This window comes from Mycobacterium gordonae (assembly GCF_001417955.2).
Taxonomy (GTDB): Bacteria; Actinomycetota; Actinomycetes; order Mycobacteriales; family Mycobacteriaceae; genus Mycobacterium; species Mycobacterium gordonae_B.
The window spans coordinates 23,790-37,344 of record NZ_LKTM01000347.1; the positions used below are offsets into that span (position 1 = coordinate 23,790).

The 13,555-nt window shown below is 67.6% G+C and carries 14 protein-coding genes, 1 pseudogene and 2 riboswitches; of the genes and pseudogenes, 9 read left to right on the forward strand and 6 right to left on the reverse strand.

The window, feature by feature from the left end; translation table 11 throughout:
- Positions 1-11 precede the first annotated feature (11 nt).
- Positions 12-139: riboswitch (TPP riboswitch) on the forward strand.
- The 4 genes from thiO (at position 130) to AO501_RS25795 (ending at position 2,834) form a co-directional block, all read left to right on the forward strand.
- Positions 130-1,134, forward strand: a complete 1,005-nt coding sequence (gene thiO, locus AO501_RS25780) for a glycine oxidase ThiO (RefSeq protein WP_055580420.1) — start codon at positions 130-132, stop codon at positions 1,132-1,134. Its footprint overlaps the riboswitch before it by 10 nt.
- A complete protein-coding gene (thiS, locus tag AO501_RS25785) occupies positions 1,131-1,328 on the forward strand; it encodes a sulfur carrier protein ThiS (protein ID WP_055580421.1) in 198 nt (65 codons plus the stop codon). The genes thiO and thiS overlap by 4 nt, the downstream gene beginning before the upstream one ends.
- Complete coding sequence (locus AO501_RS25790; protein ID WP_055580422.1) at positions 1,321-2,079, forward strand: thiazole synthase; 759 nt, start codon at positions 1,321-1,323, stop codon at positions 2,077-2,079. Before thiS ends, AO501_RS25790 begins: the two co-directional genes overlap by 8 nt.
- The gene (locus tag AO501_RS25795) at positions 2,076-2,834 is read left to right on the forward strand and encodes an SGNH/GDSL hydrolase family protein (protein WP_055580423.1); all 759 of its coding nucleotides are present in this window, start codon (positions 2,076-2,078) and stop codon (positions 2,832-2,834) included. The genes AO501_RS25790 and AO501_RS25795 overlap by 4 nt, the downstream gene beginning before the upstream one ends.
- 6 nt (positions 2,835-2,840) lie before the next feature.
- On the opposite strand, the gene AO501_RS25800 is transcribed toward AO501_RS25795, so the two are convergent.
- Together AO501_RS25800 and AO501_RS25805 are read right to left on the reverse strand one after the other, a co-directional pair.
- Positions 2,841-3,359: a hypothetical protein gene (locus tag AO501_RS25800; protein ID WP_063892921.1), complete on the reverse strand. Its 519-nt coding sequence runs from the start codon at positions 3,357-3,359 to the stop codon at positions 2,841-2,843.
- A gap of 80 nt (positions 3,360-3,439) precedes the next feature.
- A complete protein-coding gene (locus AO501_RS25805; protein WP_055580425.1) occupies positions 3,440-3,943 on the reverse strand; it encodes a hypothetical protein in 504 nt (167 codons plus the stop codon).
- A 372-nt stretch (positions 3,944-4,315) separates the two neighbouring features.
- Here AO501_RS25805 and AO501_RS25810 point away from each other — a divergent pair, with 372 nt between their 5' ends.
- From AO501_RS25810 to AO501_RS25830, 5 genes are all read left to right on the forward strand, one after another.
- Positions 4,316-4,657 (forward strand): CD225/dispanin family protein, encoded by a 342-nt coding sequence (locus AO501_RS25810; RefSeq protein WP_055580426.1) that lies wholly within the window; start codon positions 4,316-4,318, stop codon positions 4,655-4,657.
- A 4-nt stretch (positions 4,658-4,661) separates the two neighbouring features.
- Positions 4,662-5,099: a DUF2752 domain-containing protein gene (locus AO501_RS25815; RefSeq protein ID WP_055580427.1), complete on the forward strand. Its 438-nt coding sequence runs from the start codon at positions 4,662-4,664 to the stop codon at positions 5,097-5,099.
- Between the two features lie 50 nt (positions 5,100-5,149).
- Positions 5,150-6,652 (forward strand): M28 family metallopeptidase, encoded by a 1,503-nt coding sequence (locus AO501_RS25820; protein WP_055580428.1) that lies wholly within the window; start codon positions 5,150-5,152, stop codon positions 6,650-6,652.
- Positions 6,649-8,121, forward strand: a complete 1,473-nt coding sequence (locus tag AO501_RS25825) for a M28 family peptidase (protein WP_055580429.1) — start codon at positions 6,649-6,651, stop codon at positions 8,119-8,121. The genes AO501_RS25820 and AO501_RS25825 overlap by 4 nt, the downstream gene beginning before the upstream one ends.
- 141 nt (positions 8,122-8,262) lie before the next feature.
- Positions 8,263-9,726 (forward strand): hypothetical protein, encoded by a 1,464-nt coding sequence (locus AO501_RS25830; protein ID WP_055580430.1) that lies wholly within the window; start codon positions 8,263-8,265, stop codon positions 9,724-9,726.
- A 24-nt stretch (positions 9,727-9,750) separates the two neighbouring features.
- On the opposite strand, the gene AO501_RS25835 is transcribed toward AO501_RS25830, so the two are convergent.
- From AO501_RS25835 to AO501_RS38445, 4 genes and pseudogenes are all read right to left on the reverse strand, one after another.
- Complete coding sequence (locus tag AO501_RS25835; protein WP_055580431.1) at positions 9,751-10,386, reverse strand: alpha/beta family hydrolase; 636 nt, start codon at positions 10,384-10,386, stop codon at positions 9,751-9,753.
- On the reverse strand, positions 10,383-11,213 hold the full coding sequence (gene thiD / locus AO501_RS25840) for a bifunctional hydroxymethylpyrimidine kinase/phosphomethylpyrimidine kinase (protein ID WP_055580432.1): 831 nt from the start codon (positions 11,211-11,213) through the stop codon (positions 10,383-10,385). Before thiD ends, AO501_RS25835 begins: the two co-directional genes overlap by 4 nt.
- Positions 11,210-12,835 carry a phosphomethylpyrimidine synthase ThiC gene (thiC, locus tag AO501_RS25845; protein ID WP_055580433.1) on the reverse strand — a complete coding sequence of 542 codons (1,626 nt, stop codon included), beginning with the start codon at positions 12,833-12,835 and terminating at the stop codon, positions 11,210-11,212. The genes thiD and thiC overlap by 4 nt, the downstream gene beginning before the upstream one ends.
- Positions 12,826-12,936, reverse strand: a riboswitch (TPP riboswitch). Its footprint overlaps the gene before it by 10 nt.
- A gap of 63 nt (positions 12,937-12,999) precedes the next feature.
- Positions 13,000-13,555 (reverse strand): annotated as a pseudogene (locus tag AO501_RS38445) (PE family protein); the annotation flags it as partial.

Below are 13,555 nucleotides of genomic sequence, written 5' to 3' on the forward strand. Positions count from 1 at the left end.
AGCGTGGAGGCTGAAGAACACACGGGAGTCCCGGGCCACCAGCGGGGCTGAGAGTGGGCACTGCCAGCAACTTGGACCTGTCCTTACCGTCACACCTGATCCGGGTCATGCCGGCGAAGGGAGCACAGGATGTCGGGTTCGGTCGCCGTGATCGGTGGCGGCGTCATCGGGCTGTCGGTGGCGCGCCGCGCGGCGCAGGCCGGGTTGTCGGTGACGGTGCACCGCACTCAGGACCGGGGAGCCTCGTGGGTCGCCGGCGGCATGCTCGCTCCGCACAGCGAAGGCTGGCCGGGTGAGGAACGCCTGCTGCGGCTGGGTCTGGAGTCGCTGCGGCTGTGGCGCGAGGGGTTCCTGGACGGGCTGGACCCGGCGGTGGTGACCGCACGCGAGTCCCTGGTGGTGGCCGTCGACCGGGCCGATGTCGCCGACCTGCGCACCGTCGCCGACTGGTTGTCCCGGCAGGGCCACCCGGTGGTCTGGGAGTCGAACGCCCGCGACGTCGAACCGCTACTGGCACAAGGCATCCGGCACGGTTTCCGGGCGCCCACCGAGCTGGCGGTGGACAACCGCGGCGTCGTCGACGCGCTGGCCCGGGACTGTGAGCGGCTCGGCGTGCGCTGGGCGGCGCCGGTCACCGATCTCAGCGCCGCCGACGGTGACACGGCGGTGATCGCGAACGGGATCGACGCGCCCGCGTTGTGGCCCGGCCTGCCGGTGCGACCGGTGAAGGGCGAGGTACTGCGGCTGCGCTGGCGCAAAGGCTGTATGCCGTTGCTGGGCAGGGTGGTTCGGGCCCGCGTGCACGGACGCCAGGTGTATCTGGTGCCGCGGGCCGACGGGGTGGTGGTGGGAGCCACCCAGTACGAGCACGGCAGGGATACCGCGCCGGTGGTGTCGGGGATACGTGACCTGCTCGAGGATGCGTGTGCGGTGATGCCGGCGCTCGGCGAGTACGAATTCGCCGAATGTGCCGCTGGCCTGCGCCCGATGACGCCCGATAACCTGCCCATTGTGCGACGACTCGACGAGCGGACCGTGGTGGCCGCCGGTCACGGCCGGTCGGGCTTTCTGCTGGCGCCCTGGACCGCCGAAAGGGTTGTCTCAGAACTTGTTCCGGTGGGAGCCCAGTCATGATCGTGATGGTCAATGAGCAACGGCTCGAGGTCGACGAACCGACCACGGTGGCCGCGCTGCTGGCTTCGCTCGGCTTCCCCGAGCGCGGTGTCGCCGTCGCGATGGGCGACGCGGTGCTGCCCCGTTCGGATTGGGCCACAAAACTTTTCGACGGTGCGCGACTAGAGGTGGTGACGGCGGTGCAGGGTGGCTGACCATAAACTGACGATCGCGGATCGCAGCTTCGCGTCCCGGCTCATCATGGGTACCGGCGGTGCCACGAGCCTGTCGGTATTGGAGGAGGCGCTGGTCGCCTCCGGAACTGAGCTGACCACCGTGGCGATTCGCCGGGTCGACGCCGAGGGTGGCACCGGACTGCTCGATCTGCTCAACCGGCTCGGCATCACACCGCTGCCCAACACCGCCGGCTGCCGCAGCGCCGCCGAGGCCGTGCTGACCGCGCAGCTTGCCCGCGAGGCGCTGGACACCAACTGGGTCAAGCTCGAGGTGATCGCGGACGAGCGCACACTGCTGCCCGATGCGATCGAATTGGTCAGAGCGGCCGAGCAATTGGTCGACGACGGATTCGTGGTACTGCCCTACACCAATGACGACCCGGCGCTGGCCCGGCGGCTGGAGGACACTGGTTGCGCGGCGGTGATGCCGCTGGGGTCACCGATCGGCACGGGTCTGGGCATCACCAACCCGCACAACATCGAGATGATCGTCGCCCGGGCGGGTGTTCCCGTGGTGCTCGATGCGGGCATCGGAACGGCCAGCGATGCGGCGCTGGCGATGGAATTGGGTTGCGACGCAGTGCTGTTGGCTACCGCGGTGACCCGCGCCGCCGACCCGCCGGCCATGGCCGCGGCGATGGCCGCCGGCGTCAACGCCGGGTTCCTGGCGCGTCGCGCCGGCCGGATCCCGAAACGCTTCTGGGCGCAGGCATCGAGCCCTTCCAGATGAAAAGATATGTCGCGCTGGGTAGTTCGATGGCATCCGGCCCCGGGATCAAACCGCGTGCCGAGGGCGCGCCGTTTCGGTCGGGCCGGTCGGCACGCAACTATCCGCATCTGGTCGCCGAGCGTGCCGGGCTCGAGCTGGTCGACGTCACCTACTCCGGGGCCACCACCGCCCACGTGCTGACCGAACGGCAGAACGGTGCACCGCCGCAGCTCACGGCGCTGGACGGTTCGGAGGCGCTGGTCACGGTCACCATCGGCGGCAATGACGTCGGCTACGTTCCGTTGCTGATGGCGGCCTCACTGCCACCCATCACGCGGCGGCTGCCGCTGATCGGGGGCCGAATCGGTGAGCTGCTGGACCGCGACGCGCGCGAGCACGCGCTGAGCCGGGTGTTCGACTCGCTGTGCGAGGTGGGCAGGTCGATTCGCCGGCGTGCGCCGAGCGCCCGGGTGCTGTTCGTCGACTATCTGACGCTGTTGCCGCCGTCAGGCGAACCGGCGCCGCCGCTGTCCGACGAGCACGCCGACCTGGGCCGGCAGGTGGCCGCCACCCTCGAGCAATTAACGGCAAAGGCCGCCGCGGCGACGGACTGTGAAGTCGTGTCGGCCGCGGCGGCCAGCCGCGATCATCATGCGTGGTCTCGGCACCCTTGGACCGTGAAAGTCGTTGTGCCGCTACCTGGTCGTCCGGCTCCGTTGCATCCCAATGAGGCCGGGATGCAAGCGGTCGCTGACCTGATCGTGAGCCGGTTGTAGCGGGGCTCAGCCGTTGGTGCGCCACCACTGGTAGAGCGAGGAGGTGTCGCCACCGGATGCCCGGACGAAAGCCAGCACATTCTTGGCGTCGACGGTCCAGATGACCTCGGCCTTGCCGTCATCGGTCCCGCAGGCCACCTGTCCGGCGGAGTCGGTGGAGCTGCCCTGGTGCCAGACGGTCGGTGACTTGGCGTCCCCGCAGTTTGTAAGCTGGTCGCTACCAATGAGTTTGGTGAACGCGCTGGCCAGGTCCGCGCTGTTGGGGAACTGGAAGTACTTCGCCGAGGCCGGTCCGCTGCTGTCGGCGTTCTGGCCGCAGGCCAGTACCGCCTGCACCGTCGGGAAAGCGGACTGCACCTCGGAAACCGCCTGTGAGCCGCAGTTGCTCGAGGAGTAACCCTTCGACAGCGAGCCGGCGAACGCGTCGGTGGGGTCTGCGGATGCGGTAGCCACGCCGGCGCAGGCGAAGCCACCGACGAGCGCCGCGGTCGTGATGCCACGCACCGCGTTCCTGAGGTAGGTCATTTTCAGCTCCTTAGTTGTTTGGTTGTTGGTTGTGGGAAGTGCTCCGCAGGCACACTGGAAGTCCCTGCGGCCGAACAAAATCAGCCGTTCGTGCGCCACCATTGGTAGAGCGCCTGGACGTCGGTGGTGGATCCGCGGATGTAGCTCAGCACATTCTTGGCCTCGGTGGTCCAGATGACCTCCGCGGCGCCCTGGTAGGTACCGCAGGCGACCTGTCCCGCGGTGGCACCGGCACTGCCGGTGTGCCACGTGGTCGGCGACTGGCCGCTGTCGCCGCATGCGGTGAGGCTCTCATCCTTGATGCTGGCGGTGAATCCGCCGTTGAGGTCGCCGGTGTTGTTGTACAGCAGATAGGTCGCTTTGACGGGTCCGTTCGCGTCCGCGTTCTGTCCGCAGTTGATCGCGGCCGCCACTCCCGCGGGAGGCTCTTTGGGGGTGCAGTTGCTCGACGAGTAGCCCTTGGACAGCGAAGCGGCGAGCGTGTCATTGGGGTCGGCGTTCGCCGTGGCGGTGCCCAGGTGGGCAAAGCCGCCCATGAGCGCTACCGCGGTTGCGGCTCGCAGCACCGTGTTGAGGTGAGACAACTCCTGGCTCCTTAATCGGCGGACCGACATATGCGGCCGCGTTGATATCGGTGAGTGTATTTCTCAAACTCCCCGTAGAACAGGGCTTTCATGCCAATAGGCATCGTAGGGCTACTCCGGAGCGGTCCAACACATTCCGCTGGCAACTGTCTGTCTGGGCATCGATTCCAGGACCGTAATGCTCCGAAACACGTTGTGTATCAGAGGATTTAGCGCTTGTCCGGGGTGCCCGTCGGGTGGGGGTGCCCAGATAGCCGCGCAAGCGGTGGAGGTGCCCGGCAAGCAATTTCAGATTGGTGATGCCGTCGAGACTGCTCTCCGGTATGGTAAGCCTCGCTTCACGCCAGCTAACTCTTTCGATCTGGAGAATCCATGACTCAACCACCCCCTCCCGGTTACCCGCCGCAGCAGCCGCCGGCAGGTCAGCAGCCGGACAACTACCTGGTCTGGTCGATCCTGGCGACGCTGTTCTGCTGTCTTCCGCTCGGGATCGTGGCGATCGTCAAGTCCACGCAGGTCAGTGGTTTGTGGGCGCAGGGCCAGTACGCCGAGGCGCAGGCCGCTGCCGACAGTGCCAAGAAATTCGTGAAGTATTCCGTCATCGCCGGCGTGGTCGGCGCCGTCATCTACGGCGTCATCATCGCGCTGGGCGCGATGAACACCGACACCAGCTCGGCGGCGATGATGATGGTCGATGCCCTGAGCCTGGGCTGATCCGATGGTGACCCGCCAAGGGTCGGTGCCCGCGAAACTGGGTGCGCGATTGAGCGCCCCAGTGCTCGTGGCCGCAGCTTCTACTGTGGCGTGTACCGGCATTTGGCTGGGTGACCCGACGACCCCGAACGGCCCGTTGCCGACCTGCCCCACCAAGGCATTACTGGGTATCGACTGTCCCGGCTGCGGCAGCATGCGAATGCTGTACAGCTTGATGCACGGTGATCTGTTGGCGGCCGCCAGATTTAACGCGCTCGGTCTGGTGGCAGTCGGGCTCCTGGTCTGGGCCTACCTGGCCTGGACGTATGGCCGGGTGGCCGGCCGGCGGGTCCGGGGCTGGCAGCACAATCGCTGGGCCGCCATGGTGACTCTGTCACTGGTGGTGGTCTGGTTTGTGGTGCGAAATCTGCCCTTTGCTCCGTTCAGCGCGTTGTACGTCTGATGCTGTACGTCTGAAAGTGCCGCCTTCGCATCTGGTCTAACGTGGGCGCAATGGTGCACAAATTGAAGACGGTTCCGGTGGTGCTGGCTCTCAGCGCGATCGTCGCTTTCCTGGGGGTGGGCTGCGGGCGCGGGGCCAACCAGGCCGGGTCCAGTGGCGGCGGCCAGGCGGCGGGCGAGTTCGCGAACACGATCCGCAGCAAGGTCACCACCGACGCGATGATGGCGCACCTGACCAAGCTGCAGGACATCGCCAACACCAACAACGGCACGCGCGCCGTGGGTACTCCCGGCTACGAAGCCAGCGTCGACTATGTCGTCGAGACGTTGCGTAAGAGCGGTTTTGACGTGCAGACTCCTGAGTTCTCGGCCCGGGTGTTCCACTCCGAGAAGGGTTCGGTGTCAGCCGGCGACCTGACCGCCGATGCCCGCGCACTCGAATACAGCCTGCCCACCCCGGCCGAGGGAACGACCGGACCGCTGCTGTTCGCACCCAGCGGCGAGAACCCCGGATGCTCGCCCGGCGACTACGACAAACTGCCTGCCAAAGGCGCGGTCGCCGTGGTGGATCGCGGCGGCTGCCAGTTCGCCCAGAAGGAAGACGCGGCCGCCCAGCGGGGCGCGGCGGCCCTGATCGTCATCGACAACGTCGACGAGCAATCGATGGGTGGCACCCTCGGAGCAAACACCGACGTGAAGATTCCGGTGGTCAGTGTCACCAGGTCGGTCGGGTTCCAGTTGCGCTCCAAATCCGGCCCGGTGACCATCAAACTCAACGCCAACACCCAGAGTTTCAAGGCCCGCAACGTCATCGCGCAGACCAAGACCGGATCGCCGACCGACGTGGTGATGGCCGGTGCGCATCTGGACAGCGTGCCCGAAGGCCCTGGCATCAACGACAACGGTTCCGGAGTGGCGGCGATCCTGGAATCCGCTGTGCAACTCGGGAATTCACCACAGGTGCACAACGCGGTTCGGTTCGCTTTCTGGGGCGCCGAGGAGCTCGGCCTGATCGGTTCGCGCAACTACGTCGAATCGCTGGACGCCGAGGGCCTCAAGAACATCGCGCTGTATCTGAACTTCGACATGCTGGCATCGCCGAATCCCGGTTACTTCACCTACGACGGTGACCAGTCGCTGCCGATGGACGCGCGTGGCCAGCCGGTGGTGCCCGAGGGGTCGGCCGGCATCGAGCGGACCTTGGTCGCCTACCTGAAGCAGGCCGGAAAGACAGCCCAGGACACCTCTTTCGACGGTCGCTCCGACTACGACGGATTCACGCTGGCGGGCATCCCGTCGGGCGGGCTGTTCTCCGGCGCCGAGGTCAAGATGTCCCAGGACCAGGCCAAGCTGTGGGGCGGTAAGGCAGACGAGCCATTCGACCCCAACTATCACCAGAAGGGCGACAATCTGGAGCACATCGACCGGACGTCGCTGGGCATCCAGGGTGGCGGTGTCGCCTACGCGGTAGCGCTCTACGCCCAGGATCTCGGCGGGCGCAACGGTGTTCCGGTCATGGAGGACCGCGTCCGGCACGTGCTCGCCAAGCCATGACGCGGCCGCTCGCCGTATTGCTGCTGACGCTGCTGATCGCGGCCTGCGCGGCGACCCACCCGCCGGCCCGGCAGCCGTCCGCCGCACCCGACCCGGGCCGTTCGCTGGCCGCGAAGGTGACCGCGGACGGTATGTTCGTGCACCTGCGCGCGCTGCAGGAGATCGCCAACGCCAACAAGGGCAATCGGACGACCGGCACCCCGGGTTATGACGCCAGTGTCGACTACGTGGTGAAAGCCCTGCGCGGCAAGGGGTTCGACGTTTCGACGCCGCAGTTCGAGCGGATGCGGAACGTGTCCGAGGGCAAGCCCACCCTGACGGTCGGCGGCCGTAGCTTCCCGGTGGACCAGGCTTCGCTGCTGGTGCGAACGCCGCCCGGTGGCTTGACCGGCCAGGTGATACGGCCCGCCCAAGCCGCCGGCTGCGCTGCGGGGGACTATCCGGCCGCGGTGGCCAGAGGGGCGATCGCCGTGGTCGACGACAGTCGCTGCTCGGTGGTCGACAAACAGAACGCCGCGGTCGGCAGGGGCGCCGCGGCGGTGATCGTGACCAGCCAGCCCAGCGGTCAGGGCGCGCCGCCGACCCTGTTCAACCCCGGCTACTACAACCAGCTGACGGTGCCGGTCGCGGTGGTGGGGGCCAATGGGGCGGCCGCGCTGAAGGGGTCCACCGCGTCGGTGCGGCTGGTGCTGGACGCCGAGAACGTCAAGGTCAGCTCGCGAAACGTGGTGGCGCAGACGAAAACCGGGTCGGCCGGTGAAGTGGTGATGGTCGGCACCCATCTGGACAGCCCGGCTGACAGCCCGGGCATCAACAATGCGGGTTCCGGAGTCGCGGCGGTGCTCGAGACCGCTCTGCAGCTGGGTCCGCTGCCGCCGGTGTCCAACGCGGTCCGCTTCGCCTTCTGGGGCGCCGCGGAGAACGGGCTCGACGGCTCCATGGACTACGTGTTCGGTCTGGACAACAACGCGCTCAACGACATCGCCCTCTACCTCAACTTCGACATGCTCGGATCCCCCAACCCGGGCTTCTTCACCGACGACGGGGACCAGTCCGGCCCGGCCGGACCAGGCGTGGCGGCATCGGACATTCCGGAGGGGTCGGCCGGCATCGAGCGCACCCTGGCCGGCTATCTGAACCTGGCCGGCAAGCGGCCGGCCGACATGCCGTTGAACACCCGGACCGACTACCACCCGTTCCTGGTCGCCGGCGTGCCGGTGGGCGGCATGAACACCGGCGCGTCCCAGACGAAAACGACTGTGCAGGCCCGGCTCTGGGGCGGACAACCAGGAGCCGCCTTCGATCCGAACTATCAGGGCGCCCGCGACACCGTCGATGCGGTCAACCGCGACGCGCTGGCGGTGATGGGGTCCGGGGTCGCGTTCGCGGTAGGCACCTACGCGGAGTCGATCGGCGGCGTCAACGGCGTCACACCGCACGACAAACGCCATCGGACACGGGTTTCCTGAGAATGGCACCCTGATTGGGCAGCAAGCGTTTTCGCCCCGCGCAGCCGCCTGGGGGCACCCGCCGCACAAAGTGCTCATTATCGGGTGTGGCCCATTTAGAATGAGTTTCCTTTGGTGCAGGCTCGGGACGGGGTTGATCGAATGAAGTTGCGCTCGCGCAGGGTGGTCGCGTCCTCACGCGCCCTGACGGCTGGTCTGGCTGCGGTGTTGGTGGTGGCGGGCTGTACCACCATGGTCAACGGACGCGCCGTGTCGGTACTCAACGATCCGTTCCGGGTGGGTGGGCTGCCGGCCACCGACGGGCCCAGCGGAGTCAAGCCGAACGGGCCGGCGCCGACGGGGACCGTGCTCAACACCAACAACGGGCCCATCGACAAGTTGTCACTGCTGTCGGTCAACGACATCGAGGAATTCTGGAAGAACAACTACATCGCACCCTTGCAGGGCTCGTTTAAACCCGTCGACAAGTTGGTGTCGTATGACTCCAACGACCCGAACAGCCCGATCGTCTGCCACAACGAGACCTACGATCTGGTCAACGCCTTCTACACCTCCCGGTGCAACATGATCGCCTGGGATCGTGGCGTTTTCATGGCAGTCGCGCAGAAATACTTCGGCGACATGTCGGTGAACGGCGTGCTGGCTCACGAATTCGGGCACGCCCTGCAGACCATGGCCAAGCTGGTCACCCGCAAAGACCCCACCATCGTGCGTGAGCAGCAGGCCGACTGTTTCGCCGGGGTGTACATGTACAACGTGGCCGCCGGTAAGTCGCCGCGCTTCAACATCAGCACCGCGGACGGACTCGACCACGTGCTGGCCGGCATCATCACCACGCGCGACCCGGTGATGGACGCCGACTCCCAGAACGACGACGAGCACGGTTCGGCTCTCGACCGGGTCAGCGCCTTCCAGATGGGCTTCATCACCGGCACCTCCGCGTGCGCGGGGATCAACAAGGCCGAGGTGGAGCAGCGGCGCGGCGATCTACCGACCACACTGCGGGTCGACACCGGCGGGGACCCGGAGACCGGCGAAGTGCAGATCACCGAAGACACGCTGAAGACGCTGATGGAGTTGATGGGCAAGATCTTCTCGCCGAAGAGCCCGCCCACACTGGTCCTCAAGGCGGGCGGCTGCTCGGATGCCAAGCCCAGTCCGCCGGCGTCCTACTGCCCGGCCACCAACACGATCAACGTGGACCTGCCCGCACTGGCGACCATGGGCAAGGTCGCCGGCGAGAAGGAACACAGCCTGCCGCAGGGTGACGACACTGCGCTGTCGATCGTCATGTCGCGGTACGCGCTCGCGGTGCAGCACGAGCGTGGGCTGGCGATGCAGAGCCCGTGGACCGCGCTGCGCACGGCATGCCTCACCGGCGTCGCGCACCGCAAGATGGCCGAGAACATCGAGTTGCCCTCCGGCAACTCCCTGGTGCTGACGGCTGGTGACCTCGATGAAGCCGTCGCGGGACTCCTGACCAACCACATGGTCGCCAGTGACGCCGACGGCATCAGCGTCCCCGCCGGATTCACCCGTATCGCCGCGTTCCGCTCTGGGGTGGGCGGCGAGATGGACGGGTGCTACTCCCGCTACCCGGGCTGATCTCCCGGCTCCGGGTCAGGCGGGTCAGGCTTTTCGGGCCGCCGGCGGCAGCAGGCGCAGCGCCGCGTCGACGGCCAGGGCGGGGACGTCGAGAGTCTTCGAGCCCAGATCGTGCCGCGCGCCGGTGATTTCGACGATCTCGGTGGGTGCGGCGATCAGCGCCGCGGCGTCGCGCAATTCGCTGATGGTGCCGAACGGGTCCGAGGTGCCGTGGGTGAAGACCGTCGGCACGGTGATGCGGGGCAGGTGCTCGGTGCGCGGGCGCTCCGGCTTGCCCGGCGGATGGAGCGGGTAGGAGAAGAGCGTCAACTCGTCCACGGGCACCTCCAGGGCGGCCACCACCATCGAGGTCTGCCGGCCGCCGTAGGAATGCCCCCCGGCGATCAGTGGTCCGTCCGCCAGCGTGCGGCACAACTCGATCGCTTCGACGACACCCGCCTGGTCGGCGATGGCGGAGCCCGACGGTGGGCCCTTGGGCCGTCGTCGCCGGTAGGGCAGGTTGTAGCGCACCGCCAGCCAGCCCCGGCGTGCCCACTCGTCGCAAATGCGTTGCAGCAGAGCGGAATCGCGGTTACCTCCGGCGCCGTGTGTCAGCACCGCGACGCCCTGGGGTGTGCCCACCGGTTCGTGCGCGATGCCGGCGATGTCGTCGAGGTTCATGAGCCGAGCCGGAACAACGGGGACACCGGGCCGTGCCCTCCACCCAGTGGATAGGCGGCGCGCAGGCATTCGGTAACCCAGAGCTTTCCGAAAGCGACCGCATCGGGCATCTGATATCCGTGGGCCAGCGCACACGCCGTGGCCGCAGCCAGGGTGTCGCCGCCACCGTGGTCGTTGCCGGTCGGCAGTCGCTCGGCGTCGAACTCGTAGAATTCCTCGCCGTCGTAGAGCAGGTCGCTGCTGCGCTGCGACGAGCGCAGGTGTCCGCCTTTGACCAGCGCCCAGCGCGGGCCCAGAGCGTGCAGCGCTTTGGCGGCGGCGCGTTGGGTGTCGGTGTCGACGACATCGATTCCGACCAGTAGTTTCACTTCGTCCAGATTGGGTGTCACCAGGGTCGCCATCGGAAACAGTTGGCTACGAAGCGAATCCAGTGCCGAAGCGGCGAGCAGCGGGTCCCCGTGCATGGACGCGCACACGGGGTCGACGACCAGCGGCACAGTCAGGTCGAGCCCGCGCCAGGTGCGTGACACCGCCTCGATGATGGACGCGGACGCCAGCATCCCGGTCTTGGCGGCCTGGATGCCGATGTCGGTGACCACCGCTTCGATCTGCCCGGCCACCACGTCGTCTGGAATCTCGTGAAAGCTCTTGACGCCCAATGTGTTCTGCACCGTGACGGCGGTGACCGCGACGCAGGCATGGACGCCGAGCAGTGCGATGGTGCGCATGTCGGCCTGGATGCCGGCACCACCGCCGGAGTCTGATCCGGCGATGGTCAGCACCCGCAGCGGCGTCGTTCCCGGCGCCGGAAGCGGCAGGAAACTCACTGGGTAAGGGGGAGATACACCCGGTTGCCGTGCTCGGCGAACTCACGGGACTTCTCGGCCATGCCGCTGGCCAGCATCGCCTCGACGTCTTCCTCGGTCTCCAGGCCGTGTTTGGCGGCGAAATCCCGCACATCTTGCGTGATGCGCATCGAGCAGAACTTCGGCCCGCACATCGAGCAGAAGTGCGCCGTCTTGGCGGGCTCCGCCGGCAGCGTCTCGTCGTGGTACTCCCGTGCGGTGTCGGGGTCCAGCGACAGCGCGAACTGGTCGTTCCAGCGGAACTCGAAACGCGCCTGCGACAACGCATTGTCGCGGTCCTGTGCATGCGGGTGGCCCTTGGCCAGGTCGCCTGCGTGCGCGGCGATCTTGTAGGCGATGACGCCGTCCTTGACGTCCTTGCGGTCGGGCAGGCCGAGGTGCTCCTTGGGGGTGACGTAGCACAGCATCGCGGTACCGGCCTGGGCGATGATGGCCGCGCCGATCGCCGAGGTGATGTGGTCATAGGCCGGTGCGATGTCGGTGGCCAGCGGGCCGAGCGTGTAGAACGGAGCCTCTTCGCAGAGCTCCTCTTCCAGCCGCACGTTCTCGACGATCTTGTGCATCGGGACGTGCCCGGGTCCTTCGATCATCACCTGCACGCCATGGGCTTTCGCGATCTTGGTCAACTCGCCCAGGGTGCGCAGCTCGGCGAACTGCGCGGCGTCATTGGCGTCGGCGATCGAGCCCGGCCGCAATCCGTCTCCCAGAGAGAAGGTGACGTCGTACTGAGCCAGGATGTCGCAGAGTTCCTCGAAGTTGGTGTACAGGAACGATTCCCGGTGATGCGCCAGGCACCAGGCGGCCATGATGGAGCCGCCCCGCGACACGATGCCGGTGACCCGCTTGGCGGTCAGCGGGACATAGCGCAGCAGCACCCCGGCGTGCACGGTCATGTAGTCCACACCCTGCTCGCACTGCTCGATCACGGTGTCCCGGTACAGCTCCCAGGTCAATTCGGTGGGGTCGCCGTTGACCTTCTCCAGCGCCTGATAGATGGGCACGGTGCCAACCGGTACGGGGGAGTTGCGCAGGATCCACTCGCGGGTCTCGTGGATGTTCTTGCCGGTGGACAGGTCCATGATGGTGTCGGCGCCCCAGCGGGTCGCCCACACCATCTTGTCCACCTCTTCGGCGATCGAGGATGTGACGGCCGAGTTGCCGATGTTGGCGTTCACCTTGACCGCGAACGCCTTGCCGATGATCATCGGCTCGCTCTCGGGGTGGTTGTGGTTGGCCGGAATGATGGCGCGGCCGATCGCGACCTCGTCACGCACCAGCTCGGCGGGCATGCCTTCGCGCGCGGCGATGAACGCCATCTCCGCGGTGATCTCCCCGGCGCGGGCCCGCTGCAACTGGGTGCCACGGTCACGGACCACACCCGGCCGGGCCGGGAGGCCGGCGGCCAGGTCGATCACGGCGTCCGCGTCGGTATAGGGCCCGGACGTGTCGTACAGGTCGAAATGGTCGCCGGTGGACAGGTGCACGCGCCGGAAGGGGACGCGCATCCCGTCCAGCTCGCGGTACACCTTGCTGCTGCCCGCAATGGGGCCGGTGGTGACGGACGGTTCGATGGTGACAGTCATCTCTATCTCCCTACGCCGGCATTACCCGGTCAGGTTCGTACGGTCGACGGCCCCAGCCGTCCTCTCAGCGCATGAGGGTTTGCGCTCCCGCGTGATTTATTGGGCTTGCCCAGCTCGCCGGGCTCCTCCCACGCTAGCGCAGGGCGGGGCGGATGGGCAGGGGCTCAGCCGTGTGTCCCGGGAGTGCCGAACAGCGAGCCTTTGCTGCCGCCGTTGCCGCCCCTGCCGTCGGGGCCGGCCTGACCCGAACCCGGCGCTACGGTCGCGCCGCCGGCGCCGCCGCCACCCCCGTTGCCGCCGTCGCCGATGAAGCCGATGGAATCGCCACCGTCACCGCCGTCGCCGCCGGTCCCGCCGATGAGGCCTTTGCCGCCGGCTCTGCCTATCCCGCCGGCGCCGCCGTTGCCCAGCAGTCCACTGTGTCCGCCGTTGCCGCCACCGCCGCCGGTGCCGCCGATTCCTCCGAACTGGCTGCCATCGCCGGCGAACCCGCCGGCGCCGCCCGCGCCGCCGTTGCCGGACAGCTTCGCGTCACCGCCGTAACCCCCGGCACCGCCGGTTCCGCCAGCGTGCTGTGCAGCGGTGGCGGACGTTCCGTTGCCGCCCGCGCCGCCCGCTCCGCCGTTGCCGATCTGCCCGCTCAACCCGCCGTTGCCCCCGTGTCCGCCGCTGCCTCCCGTACCGGCGGTCGCCAGCCCGCCGGTACGGGAGGCAGCGGCG

Excerpts from the sequence above, each read along its gene's own strand:
- AO501_RS25795 (WP_055580423.1), top strand. The coding sequence starts at position 2,076 with ATGAAAAGATATGTCGCGCTGGGTAGTTCGATGGCATCCGGCCCCGGG.
- thiS (WP_055580421.1), top strand. The coding sequence starts at position 1,131 with ATGATCGTGATGGTCAATGAGCAACGGCTCGAGGTCGACGAACCGACC.
- thiO (WP_055580420.1), top strand. The coding sequence starts at position 130 with ATGTCGGGTTCGGTCGCCGTGATCGGTGGCGGCGTCATCGGGCTGTCG.
- AO501_RS25810 (WP_055580426.1), top strand. The coding sequence starts at position 4,316 with ATGACTCAACCACCCCCTCCCGGTTACCCGCCGCAGCAGCCGCCGGCA.
- AO501_RS25835 (WP_055580431.1), bottom strand. The coding sequence starts at position 10,386 with ATGAACCTCGACGACATCGCCGGCATCGCGCACGAACCGGTGGGCACA.
- AO501_RS25820 (WP_055580428.1), top strand. The coding sequence starts at position 5,150 with ATGGTGCACAAATTGAAGACGGTTCCGGTGGTGCTGGCTCTCAGCGCG.
- AO501_RS25830 (WP_055580430.1), top strand. The coding sequence starts at position 8,263 with ATGAAGTTGCGCTCGCGCAGGGTGGTCGCGTCCTCACGCGCCCTGACG.
- AO501_RS25800 (WP_063892921.1), bottom strand. The coding sequence starts at position 3,359 with ATGACCTACCTCAGGAACGCGGTGCGTGGCATCACGACCGCGGCGCTC.
- thiC (WP_055580433.1), bottom strand. The coding sequence starts at position 12,835 with ATGACTGTCACCATCGAACCGTCCGTCACCACCGGCCCCATTGCGGGC.
- AO501_RS25815 (WP_055580427.1), top strand. The coding sequence starts at position 4,662 with ATGGTGACCCGCCAAGGGTCGGTGCCCGCGAAACTGGGTGCGCGATTG.
- AO501_RS25825 (WP_055580429.1), top strand. The coding sequence starts at position 6,649 with ATGACGCGGCCGCTCGCCGTATTGCTGCTGACGCTGCTGATCGCGGCC.